Raw genomic sequence first — 11,128 nt, 5'->3', positions numbered from 1 at the left:
GGGCCGGCGGGCTGCGCCGGGGCGGCGGGCGTGGCCGGGCGGTTGAGCTGACCCAGCACGTCGTCCTTGTGCACGCGGCCACCGGCGCCGCTGCCCTTCACTTGGGAGATGTCCACCCGGTTCTCCTCGGCCACCTTGCGCGCGGTGGGCGTGGAGCGCGCGTCGGACGCCGCGGGCGCCTCGGCGGCGGGGGCGGGCACGGCGGCAGGAGCCGGAGCCGGAGCCGCGGCGGGCCTGGCGGCGGGAGCGCCGGCGCCAGCCTCGACGAGGCCGAGCACCTCGCCCACGCGGACCTTGTCGCCCTCCTTGAATGCGATGCTGGACAGCGAGCCCGCGGACGGCGCCGGCACGTCGATGGTGACCTTGTCGGTCTCCAGGACGACGAGCGGCTCGTCGGCGGTGACGGCGTCACCCGGCTTCTTGTTCCACTTGCCGACGACGGCTTCGGTGATGGATTCGCCCAGGGGGGGCACTTTGATTTCAACGGCCATTCTTGGTCCCTCGGAGGATGGCTTCCTCGATGATGAGCTGCTGCTCGTATTCGTGCGTCTTGGGGAAGCCCGTGGCGGGGCTGGCGGCTTCGGCGCGACCGATGTAGCCGATCTTCACCTGCTGCTTCGACTGCGTGGAGGCCAGGTCGTGCAGGCGGGGGAACATGAAGTGCCACGCGCCAGCGTTGCGCGGCTCTTCCTGCACCCACAGGAGCTCGGCGAGCTTCGGCATCTTCGCGATGAGCCCCGCCAGCACGTCGGAGGCGAACGGGTAGAGCTGCTCCAGCCGGACGATGGCGATGCTCTCGTCCTTGCGCTCGTCCCGCGCCTTCACCAGGTCGTAGTACACCTTGCCGCTGCACAGCAGCAGCCGCGTCACGCCCGCCGGGTCCACCCGGTCCAGGATGACTTCCTGGAAGGTGCCCGTGGCCAGCTCCTCCACCTTGCTGGTGGCCTCCGGCCGGCGCAGCAGGCTCTTGGGCGACATGATGACCAGCGGCTTGCGCACCGGGCGCAGCACCTGGCGGCGCAGCAGGTGGAAGATCTGCGCGGGCGTCGTGGGGTAGCAGACCTGGATGTTGTCCTCGGCGCACAGGTCCAGGAAGCGCTCCAGACGCGCGCTGGAGTGCTCCGGGCCCTGGCCTTCGTAGCCGTGCGGCAACAGCAGGGTGAGGCCGCTGAGGCGGCGCCACTTGCTCTCACCGGCGGCGATGAACTGGTCGATGATGATCTGCGCGCCGTTGCCGAAGTCGCCGAACTGCGCTTCCCAGGCCGTCAGGCCGTCCGGCACGTCCAGGCTGTAGCCGTACTCGAAGCCGAGCACGCCCATCTCCGACAGCGGGCTGTTGTGGATGTGGAAGCCGTTCTTGCTCTTGCCGCTGATGAACTGGCGCAGCGGGACGAACTTCTCGCCCGTCGTCACGTCGTGCACCACCGCGTGACGGTGGCTGAAGGTGCCGCGCTCGCAGTCCTGGCCGGTGATGCGGATGTTGTAGCCCTCGGAGAGCAGCGTGGCGTAGGCCAGCGACTCGCCCTCGCTCCACTGCAGCTCGCCGCTGTCCAGCATGCCCAGGCGCTTCTTGATGACGGTGCGCTCCACGTCGCGGTGGACGTTGAAGCCCTCCGGCAGCGTGGACAGCTTGCGCAGCGCATCGCACAGCACCTGCTTGTCCACCGCGGTGGACACGTCCGGCGCGCTCTTCAGCGAGCCGCCCTGGTAGGGCTTCCACAGGCCCTCCAGCGCGCTGGGCTCCTTGAACTGGCTCTCCTGGCGCGCGCGGGTGAGCGCCGCGTCGAACTCCTGCTGGCAGCGCTGCTTGATGGCCTCCGACTCCTCGGCCGGAACCTTGTTCTGCTCCGCCAGCTTCGCCGCGTAGAGCGTGCGCACCGTCGGGTGCTTGCGGATGATGTCGTACATCGCCGGCTGCGTGAACGAGGGCTCGTCGCCTTCGTTGTGGCCGTAGCGGCGGTAGCAGACCAGGTCGATGACGACGTCCGTCTTGAACGTCTGGCGGTACTCGGCCACCAGCTGCGCGATGTGGACGCAGGCCTCCGGATCATCCCCGTTCACGTGGAAGATGGGGATGTCCAGCATCTGCGCGATGGCGGTGGAGTAGAGCGACGAGCGCGAGTCGTGCGGGTCGGTGGTGAAGCCGACCTGGTTGTTGATGACGATGTGGACCGTGCCGCCCGTGTTGTAGCCCTTGAGGCCGGACAGGTTGAGCGTCTCCGCCACCACGCCCTGGCCGATGAAGGCCGCGTCGCCGTGGATGAGCAGCGGCATCACGCCGGTGCGCTCGGTGTCGCCGGCGCGGTCCTGCTTGGCGCGCACGCGGCCCTCCACCACCGGGTCCACCGCTTCCAGGTGGCTGGGGTTGAAGGCCAGCGACAGGTGCAGCTTGCGGCCCTGGCGCGTGGTGTGGTCCGACGAGAAGCCCATGTGGTACTTCACGTCGCCGCGGCCCAGGTAGTCCTGCGGGTTCCGGGGACCGTCGAACTCGCTGAAGATCTGATCCGGCTGCTTGCCCAGGATGTTCGTCAGCACGTTGAGGCGGCCGCGGTGGGCCATGCCGATGACGATCTCCCTCAGGCCCATGCCGGTGGCCACTTCGCCCAGCGCGTCCAGCATGGGGATGAGCGCCTCGCCGCCGTCCAGGCTGAAGCGCTTGGCGCCCACGTACTTGGTGTGGAGGAAGTGCTCGAAGCCCTCCGCGTACGACAGCTTGGTGAGGATGTGCCGGCACTCGTCCGGGGAGAAGTCGGTGCGGTTCTCGTTGGACTCCATCCGGTGCATCAGCCAGCGGCGGCGCTCGCTGTCGAGCATGTGCATGTACTCGACGCCGATGGTGTCCGTGTACGTGCGGCGCAGGCGCGCCAGCAGATCCGCCAGGCGCACGCGCTGCTCGCCGAACACGCCATTGGTCTCCACGAGCTGCTGGGCCTCGGCGTCGGTGAAGTGGCTGTCATCCACCAGGGCCACGTCCGCCACGTGCGCCAGCGCCGGGCGCGGACGGCCGAGCGGATCCAGCTTCGCGCGCAGGTGGCCGCGCAGGCGGAACGCGAAGATGACGTGGTCCACGCGCGCCTGCAGCGAGATGTCCTGGACGGACTGGCCGGGAGCGGCCACCAGGGCGGGCTGCGGCGCCAGCGCGACCTGGGCCTTGGGTGCGGCGCCCTTGCCGCCCTCCTTGGCCGCCGCTGGAGCCGCTACGGGCTCCAGCAGCCGGGTGCTGAAGATGGGTCGTCCGGCGCCGTTGCTGCGGTCGAAGACCTCCCGCCAGCTTGCATCTACGCTGGAGGGGTCCTCCAGATAACGGGCGTAGAGGCCCTCGATGAAGTCGATGTTGGCGCCGGAAAGAAACGTGTCCTGGAAATTCGCCATGGCGTGTCGTCTTTTACTGGATGGGCGCCCCGTTGGGGGGTTTTAGCAGCGCCTTTTGTAGCGCCCGGCAGCGGGCTGATAAGCCGCACCCATTGCCGCGGAGCAGGTGCATTCATGCCCCAGGTGAGTGCAACTTCAACCATTCCGCCTGGAAGGAATGGTAGAGAACGCGTTTCCTGTCTTTCCCCTTCCGCAACGAGGCTGTCTCCATGCTGCTCCAAGGCAAGAAGCTGCTCATCACCGGGGTGCTCACGCCTCAGTCCCTGGCCTACGGCATCGCCGAGCACGCGCTGGCTCAGGGGGCCGAGGTCCTCCTCACCGGCTTCGGTCGGGCCAAGTCCCTCACCGAGCGGAGCGCCAAGCGTCTCAAGCCGGGAATGGAGGTGCTGGAATTGGACGTCACCAACTCCGCCCACTTCCCCGCACTCACGGACGCCCTGCGCCAACGGTGGGACCGGGTGGACGGCGTGTTGCATTCCATTGCCTTCGCGCCCGAAGATGCTTTGGGTGGCAACTTTCTCAACACCCCATGGGAGAGTGTGCAGACGGCGTTCCGCATCTCCACGTTCTCGCTGAAGGAGCTGACGGTGGCCTGCCTGCCGCTGATGACGCAGGGGGGCTCCATCGTCACGCTGGACTTCGACAACCGCGTCGCCTGGCCCATCTACGACTGGATGGGGGTGTGCAAGGCGGCCCTGGAGTCCACGGTGCGCTACCTGGCGCGCGACCTGGGGCCCAAGGGCATCCGCGTCAACGCCCTGGCCGCCGGTCCCCTGTCCACCATCGCCGCGAAGGGCATTCCAGGCTTCAAGGCCCTGGAGCGCGGCTGGGGCCAGCAGGCCCCCCTGGGCTGGAGCGCGAAGGACAGCCACGACATGGTGGCCCGCACCGCGTGTGCCCTGCTGTCGGATTGGCTGCCCTCCACCACCGGTGAAATGATCCACGTGGACGGGGGCTACCACGCCATTGGCGCGCCTCCGGTGACGCCGGACGCGGACGAGCTCCCGCCCAAGCCCGCCGGCGAGTAGGGCCCAGCCCCCGGGACCATCTGGACCCGGGGGCGTCGTCTCTGGGGTCATCCGACACCTGCCTGCCCGGATGGAAACCGGGCCGGACCACCCCCTGTTCTCACGTGAGAGCCCTCACGGTAGAGTCTTGAACGTTTCGCAGGACTCTCCGCGTGTCGCGGGCCCTGCGCAGGAGCCGCCGCACAGTGAGCACCCACAGCACCAACGTCTTGCTGGTGGACGACAGCCCGACGGTTCGGAACATCGTCAAGATCTACCTGATGAACCTCAAGGTCTCGACCGTCGAGGCCGACGATGCGACCCGGGGGCTGCAGATTCTGCGGCTGGTGCCGGTGAGTCTGGTCATCGCGGACATCAACATGCCGGGGATGGATGGCATCACCTTCGTCAAGGAGGTGCGCGCCAGCGCGATGCCGCAGGTCCGCTCGGTGCCCATCCTGCTGCTGACGGCGGAGAAGAACGTGGACCTGCGTCAGCGCGGCACCGAGGCCGGCGCCAACGCCTTCATCCAGAAGCCGGTGTCCCACCACGAGCTGACGGAAACGGTCCGTCAGTTCCTCACCAAGGCCTGACCGCCGTGAGCCTGCCGTCCCTGCTGCTCGTCGACGACAGCGACGCGATTCTCGCGCTGGAGCGGGCCATCCTCTCCGGCCACTACACCATCCACACCGCCAGCAACGGCCGCGAGGCCCTGGATAAGGTGGGGCGCCTGCGTCCGGCGGCGGTGTTGCTCGATTTGTCCATGCCGGAGATGGACGGTGACGAGGTCCTCCAGCGGATGAAGGCGGACCCGGCCACGGCCGACATCCCCGTCATCATCATCTCCTCGGAGAAGTCGCGCGCGGAGGCGTGCCTGGGGCTGGGCGCGGAGGCCTTCCTTGCCAAGCCGTTCCGCGCGGACGAACTGCTGGAGACGGTGGGCGAGGCCATGACGAGCGCGCGGCAGCGGGCGCGCACGGGCTCGCTGTTGGTGCTTCGCGTGACGGTGGGCGAGCTGGAGTTCGCCATTCCGCTGGACGCGGTGCGGGAGGTCCTGCTGCATCCGGCGACCCGGCCGCTGCCCACCGGGCCGGCGTACCTGCGTGAATACGTGGAGGTGCGGGGCGCGGCGCTGTGCGTGCTGGACGTGGCGCGCCGGCTGGGCGTGGAGCACAAGCTGACGCGCGTGGAGCGCATGCTCGTCGTCATCGAGGCGGAGGGCGTGTCGCTGGCGCTCGCCGTGGACACGGTGAAGGACCCCGAGGAATACGCGGCGGCGGACATCGACCGGCGCGAGCGCGTGGGCGGCGCCGACCATGGTCCGCTGCGCGAGGGGCTCATCGGCATGCTGCGGTCGGGAGGGCGTTCGCTGCCCATCCTGGACCCGCGGGTATTCATCGCGCGGGGGCTCCTGCGGGAGCTGCCCGCGATGCTCGAGGCCGCGGAGGCCGGGCGGAACGCATGAGCGGAGCGCTCGACCCGCGGCTGCTGGCCCGCGCGCGGGAAGTGGTGGCCAGCATCACCGGCTTTCGCAATGACGCCATTGCCTCCGAGGCGGTGGACCGCGTCGTTCGCGCGGAGCTGGCCCGCGGGCGCACCGCGCCCGACCTGCTGGGCGAACTGCTCCATCCCGTCTCCCACCTGGCCACCGCGCTGGTGAAGGCCATCCTGGTGGGGGAGACGTACTTCTTCCGCCACCCGGAGCACTTCCGCTTCATCTCCCACGAGGCCGTTCCCGCGGCGCTCCAGCGGGGGGCCCTGGCCCTGCGGGGCTGGAGCGCGGGCTGCGCGTCTGGCGAGGAGGCGTATTCGCTGGCCGCGTGCCTCCAGGCGTCGCTGCCGCACGGCTTTCCCGTGGAGGTGCTGGGGACGGACATCCACGAGGCGAGCCTGGAGGCGGCCCGCCGCGCCACCTACGGGACGTGGTCCCGCCGTGAGTCCGCGCCGCGCCTCTTCCCGCTCTACTCGGAGACGGGCGAGCGCGAGGTCACCATCCTTCCCCCCGTCCGCCGCATCACCACCTTCGCCCAGGCGAACCTGCTGGCGCCGCTGCCCGAGCGCTTCGGCCGCTTCGACTTCATCCTCTGCCGCAACGTGCTCACCTATTTCACTCCCGCCGCGCGTGACGCGGCCATCACCCTCCTGTCGCGCACGCTCAACCCCGGCGGCTGGTTGTTCCTGGGCGCCGTGGAGGTGGACCGCGTCCCCGCGGGCATGGTCCGCGAGGGGCCGCCGGAGCTGCAGGCCTTCCGCCTCCTCACGCAGGACGAGCTGAACGCCCGCGCCGCCGCCGCGTCCCGCGCCGCCGCACTCGCCCGTCCGGTGGCGGCGCCGGCCCGCCGCCCGTTGGCGCCGCTGATGCCCGTGGTGGCGCGCGAGGTGCCCGCGGCGCCTCCGCCGCCGCCCACGCGGCTGCACCTGAATGCGTTGGAGCGCATCGAGGAGGGTGACGAGGTGGGCGCGTCCTCCGTGCTGGAGGCCCTGGTCCGCCAGGCGCCGGACTACTTGCCGGGGCTGCTGGAGCTGGCCCTGCTGCGGGAGCGCTCCGGGGCGCGGGAAGGCGCGGTGCCGCTGATGCGCGCCTTGCGCTCGCGCGCGGAGCGGCTCCCTCCTGACCAACTCGTGGAGGGGCCGGAGGCCCTGCCCGCGCGTTTCTACCAGGCGTCCGCTGACGCCTACCTCAACCAGGGGGCGCTCGAATGAAGGTCACCCCGCGGACGTTGGAAGCGGCCCAGGAGGCCGAGGCGCTCGAGCTGTTGGAGCGGCGCGCGGCCCGCCTGCGAGAGCAGGGGGAGAACACCGTCGAGGAGGCGGTCCACTGGATTGCCGAGTTCCCGCTCGGTGAGGAGCGCTACGCGCTCTCCCTGGAGTCGCTGCGCGCCGCGCTGCCCCTGAAGATGGTGTCGCCGGTGCCGCTGTCGGCGCCGCACGTCGTCGGGGTGCTGCGCTTCCAGGGCCAGGTGCTGGCCGCGCTCAGCCTGGCGTCGCTGCTGGGCGGCCACGGCTGGCGGCAGGACCCGGCGGTGCTGCTGGTGGTGGACCGCGGTGACGGCGAGCTGTGCGCGCTGGACTGCGAGGCCATTCCCCGCCCCACCACGCTGCCCATGAGCGCGGTGGAGGCCGCCCGGGTGCGCGCGGAGGGCGCGGTGATGGAGGTCTTCACGCAGGACCGGCAGCTCATCCACCTCATCGACCTGAAGCGGCTGTTCTCCGCCACGCGCGGCACGGGAGCCCGTCATGCCCGTTGATCCGATGCTGCAGGGGCTCGTCGCGGGCTTCGCCGTCGAGGCCCAGGAAGTGGTCCAGAAGGTCACCATGGACCTGCTGGAGCTGGAGCGCGAGGGCCTGGAGACGGACGCCCTCACCAAGCTCTACGTCCGGCTGGGCCGCCACCTGCACACCCTGAAGGGCAGCGCCGCCTCGCTGGGCATGCAGGACCTGAGCGACATCGCCCACAAGCTGGAGGACGCGCTCGCCCCGCTGAAGGCGAACCCTCAGAAGATGCCGCGGCCGGTGGTGGACATCTTGCTCCACGGCCTGGACCTCTTCCTGCTGCGCGCGCAGGCCCACGCGGACGGGCGCGGGGAGGCGCTTCCGGACCCGGCGGCCGCCCTGGCGCAGCTGGTGGCGGACGCGCCGCCGCCCGAAGAGGCCGCGGCCATGGTCGGCCCCTCCGGGGGCCTGGCCGCCATCGCCGCGCCGGCGCCGTCCGCGGAGCCCGTGTCCCTGCTGGACGCGCTGCCGGAGTCCGCGGACGCGGGCTGGCGCGTGTCGTCGTGGCAGGTGACGGCGCTGATGCGCGAGGTGGAGCGCCTGCGCGAGGTGCGCCTGCGCGTGGAGGAGCGGGGCCGCGAGCTGGAGCGGGTGGCCGTGCTGCTGGCGAAGCAGGGGCTGCTGGCGGAGACGGCGGAGGCGCGTACGGCGCTGTCCGGCACCGCGCGCTCGCTGCGCACCGACGGTGAGGAGACGAGTGACATCGTCGACGCGCTGGAGGATGGCCTCAAGGCCATCACCACGCGCCCGGTGCGCACCATCCTGGATCCGCTCCAGCGCATGGTGCGTGACTTGTCCCGTCAGCTGGGCAAGGAGGCGCGGCTGTCGGTGGTGGGCGCGGAGGTGTCGCTGGACCGGCGCCTGCTGGAGAAGCTGCAGGGCTCGCTGGTGCACCTGCTGCGCAACGCCGTGGACCACGGGCTGGAGCTGCCGGCGGACCGCGAGCGCGCGGGCAAGCACCACGAGGGCGCGCTCACCCTGCGCGTGGAGCAGCAGGGCAACCTGCTCTACCTGGAGGCGTCCGACGACGGCGCCGGCATCGACGTGGAGGTGGTGCGGCGGCTGGCCGAGCAGCGCGGCGTCGTCACCGCGGAGGAGACGGCGCGCCTCAACGAAAACCAGCTGCGGGACCTCATCTTCCGGTCCGGCTTCAGCACCCGCGCGGACGTGACGGACACGTCCGGCCGCGGCGTGGGCCTGGACGCGGTGCGCGCGTCGGTGGAGGCCCTGCAGGGCCGCATCGAGGTCGCGAGCACGCCGGGGCAGGGCACGCGCTTCATGCTGACGCTGCCCACGGACCTGGGCAGCTCGCCGGTGCTGGTGGTGCGCGTGCTGGAGCAGCTGGTGGGCCTGCCCATGCTGGCAGTGGAGGCCACGCAGCTGGCGCGCGCGGAGTCGCTGCGCCTGGGCAAGCGCCGGGCGCACCTGGAGTACCAGGGGCAGCTGTTGTCGGTGGTGGACCTGGGGGCGCGGCTGGGCCTGCGCGCCCTGGCGCCGCCGGCCGAGGGGCAGCCGCTGCTGATTGTCCAGAGCGGTGGCAAGCGCGTGGCGCTGGTGGTGGACGCGGTGGTGGGGGACCGGGACCTGGTCATCCGTCCGCTGCCGTCGGAAGTCCGCGACGTGCCGGCCTGGCAGGGCGCGGCCACGCTCAGCCGTGGCGAGCTGCTGCTCATCTGCCGCCCGGACTGGCTGGTGACGGAGACGGTGCAGGTGCAGGTGTCCGCGCAGCGGCGGGCGCTGGTGGTGGACGACTCGCTCACCGCGCGGGCGCTGCACCGGGCCATGCTGGAGGCGGGCGGCTTCACGGTGCACCTGGCGGCCAGCGGGGCCCGGGCCCTGGACCGGCTCCAGTCGGACACCTACGACGTCGTCATCTGCGACCTGGACATGGAGGAGATGGACGGCATCCAGCTCATCGCGAAGCTGCGGGAGCGCCCGGAGACGGCGTCGCTGCCCGTCATCCTGGTCTCCGCGCATGACAGTTCGGTGGCGCGCGAGCGGGGCCTCAAGGCGGGCGCGGACGGCTACCTCAGCAAGCGCGAGTGCGCCGCGGGCCGTCTGCTGGCGGAGGTGCTGGACGTCATGAGCCGCCGGGGGAGTCGCGCGTGAGCGTCCAGCGACCCATCCGGGTCCTCGTGGTGGACGATTCGCCCACCATGGCGAACATGCTGACGGCCCTCCTCACGGAGGAGCCGCGCATCGAAGTCGTGGGCCGCGCGGGAGACGGCAACCGCGCCGTGCAGCTGGCGCGCCTGCTGCGCCCCGATGTCATCACCATGGACCTGCTGCTTCCCGGCCTGGATGGGCCGGGGGCCATCGCCGCCATCATGTCCCAGTCCCCCGCGCGCATCCTCGTGGTGAGCGCGGTCGCGGAGCAGCGCGGCGTGGACCTGGGCTTCCAGGCGATGAGCGCCGGCGCGCTGGAGCTCATCGGCAAGCCCAACGTGACGAACGCGGAGGAGCTGCGCCGCTGGGGCAAGGAGCTGGCGCACTCGGTGTGTCTCATGGCGGAGGTGCCCGTCATCTCCCGCCGGCCGCGTGCGGCCACCGCGCCGCCGCCGCCCACGGGCGCGCGGGTGGACATCTTCGGTGTGGTGGCCTCCACGGGGGGGCCGCCCGCGCTGGCGGACGTGCTGTCCAAGCTGCCTCGCTCGCTGCCGGTGCCGCTGCTCATCGCCCAGCACATCACCGTGGGCTTCACCCAGGGCATGGTGCGCTGGCTGTCCCAGGTGACGCCGCTGCCGGTGGCCATCGCCAAGGACGGCGAGCGGCTGGAGCCGGGCCGCGTGTACTTCCCGCTGGATGGGCACGACCTGCTGGTGGACGCGGCCGGGCTGGCGCGCCTGCAGCCCAGCCGGGGCGGACCGTGCCCCAGCGGGGACGTGATGCTGACGTCGCTGGCCGCCGCCTTTGGCCGGCGCAGCGGCGGGGTGGTGCTCACCGGCATGGGCGAGGACGGCGCGCGCGGCCTGCTGGCCATCCGCAGGGCGGGCGGCGTCACCTTCTCCCAGGACGAGGCGTCGTCGGTCGTCTTCGGCATGCCTCGCGCCGCGCTGGATGTGAAGGCCACCGACCAGGGCGTGCCCCTGGCCTCGGTGCCGGAGCTCATCCTCCAGAGCTGTACCTTCGCCCCCTTCCGGGGCGGACGCCCCGAGGGAGGACCCACCCGGTGAGCTCCTCCTGTGCCTGTTTCACCTGCCCGCCTCCGCGCGGGTGCCGTGCTGACGTCGTTTCCCCGGCGGTGATTCCGTGAGCCTCCCGCAACAATCCTTCGCCTCCCAGTTGTCGCAGCAGTTCCGCCAGTCGCTGGGGCTGGCGCCGAAGTTCGTCCTCGTCACCGCGCTCATCAGCGCGACGGCGGCCACCCTGCTCACCGGTGTCGCCACGCGGCGGCTGGAGAGCGACCTGGCGGACAGCTACCTGAGCGCGGGGCGGCACGTGGCCCGCGGGCTGGCGGTGGCGGCGGAGCAGGGGGT

Annotated in this window: 9 protein-coding genes and 1 pseudogene; 8 read left to right on the top strand and 2 right to left on the bottom strand. The window is 71.4% G+C overall.

The window, feature by feature from the left end:
* Positions 1 to 491: biotin/lipoyl-containing protein (locus tag HNV26_RS35240; protein WP_171452982.1), on the bottom strand; the 491-nt coding region annotated here is incomplete at its 3' end.
* Positions 481 to 3,372 carry a 2-oxoglutarate dehydrogenase E1 component gene (locus HNV26_RS35235; protein ID WP_171445251.1) on the bottom strand — a complete coding sequence of 964 codons (2,892 nt, stop codon included), beginning with the start codon at positions 3,370 to 3,372 and terminating at the stop codon, positions 481 to 483. The genes HNV26_RS35235 and HNV26_RS35240, both read right to left, overlap by 11 nt.
* 209 nt (positions 3,373 to 3,581) lie before the next feature.
* On the opposite strand from HNV26_RS35235, the gene fabI reads away from it, so the two are divergent.
* The 8 genes and pseudogenes from fabI to HNV26_RS35195 all read left to right on the top strand — a co-directional run.
* A complete protein-coding gene (gene fabI / locus HNV26_RS35230; RefSeq protein ID WP_171445250.1) occupies positions 3,582 to 4,400 on the top strand; it encodes an enoyl-ACP reductase FabI in 819 nt (272 codons plus the stop codon).
* Positions 4,401 to 4,585: 185 nt separating this feature from the next.
* Complete coding sequence (locus HNV26_RS35225; protein WP_011555982.1) at positions 4,586 to 4,972, top strand: response regulator; 387 nt, start codon at positions 4,586 to 4,588, stop codon at positions 4,970 to 4,972.
* Between the two features lie 5 nt (positions 4,973 to 4,977).
* Positions 4,978 to 5,844, top strand: coding sequence for a response regulator (locus HNV26_RS35220; RefSeq protein WP_171445249.1), 867 nt, complete (start codon positions 4,978 to 4,980; stop codon positions 5,842 to 5,844).
* The gene (locus tag HNV26_RS35215) at positions 5,841 to 7,082 is read left to right on the top strand and encodes a CheR family methyltransferase (protein ID WP_171445248.1); all 1,242 of its coding nucleotides are present in this window, start codon (positions 5,841 to 5,843) and stop codon (positions 7,080 to 7,082) included. The genes HNV26_RS35220 and HNV26_RS35215 overlap by 4 nt, the downstream gene beginning before the upstream one ends.
* Entirely contained in the window at positions 7,079 to 7,627 is a 549-nt protein-coding gene (locus HNV26_RS35210) for a chemotaxis protein CheW (protein ID WP_140866650.1), read from the top strand. The genes HNV26_RS35215 and HNV26_RS35210 overlap by 4 nt, the downstream gene beginning before the upstream one ends.
* On the top strand, positions 7,617 to 9,761 hold the full coding sequence (locus HNV26_RS35205; RefSeq protein WP_171445247.1) for a hybrid sensor histidine kinase/response regulator: 2,145 nt from the start codon (positions 7,617 to 7,619) through the stop codon (positions 9,759 to 9,761). Before HNV26_RS35210 ends, HNV26_RS35205 begins: the two co-directional genes overlap by 11 nt.
* Positions 9,758 to 10,825 (top strand): chemotaxis protein CheB, encoded by a 1,068-nt coding sequence (locus HNV26_RS35200; RefSeq protein WP_090492190.1) that lies wholly within the window; start codon positions 9,758 to 9,760, stop codon positions 10,823 to 10,825. Before HNV26_RS35205 ends, HNV26_RS35200 begins: the two co-directional genes overlap by 4 nt.
* Positions 10,826 to 10,901: 76 nt before the next feature.
* A pseudogene (locus HNV26_RS35195) lies at positions 10,902 to 11,128 on the top strand (methyl-accepting chemotaxis protein); the annotation flags it as partial.

The sequence above is a fragment of the Myxococcus xanthus genome (assembly GCF_013116825.1).
In the GTDB taxonomy this organism is placed as follows: domain Bacteria; phylum Myxococcota; class Myxococcia; order Myxococcales; family Myxococcaceae; genus Myxococcus; species Myxococcus xanthus_B.
This window is presented reverse-complemented; position numbering and strand designations above follow the sequence as displayed.

Bases quoted from the DNA above. Each gene is read 5' to 3' on its own strand.
- fabI (WP_171445250.1), top strand. From the start codon at position 3,582: ATGCTGCTCCAAGGCAAGAAGCTGCTCATCACCGGGGTGCTCACGCCT.
- HNV26_RS35215 (WP_171445248.1), top strand. From the start codon at position 5,841: ATGAGCGGAGCGCTCGACCCGCGGCTGCTGGCCCGCGCGCGGGAAGTG.
- HNV26_RS35205 (WP_171445247.1), top strand. From the start codon at position 7,617: ATGCCCGTTGATCCGATGCTGCAGGGGCTCGTCGCGGGCTTCGCCGTC.
- HNV26_RS35210 (WP_140866650.1), top strand. From the start codon at position 7,079: ATGAAGGTCACCCCGCGGACGTTGGAAGCGGCCCAGGAGGCCGAGGCG.
- HNV26_RS35235 (WP_171445251.1), bottom strand. From the start codon at position 3,372: ATGGCGAATTTCCAGGACACGTTTCTTTCCGGCGCCAACATCGACTTC.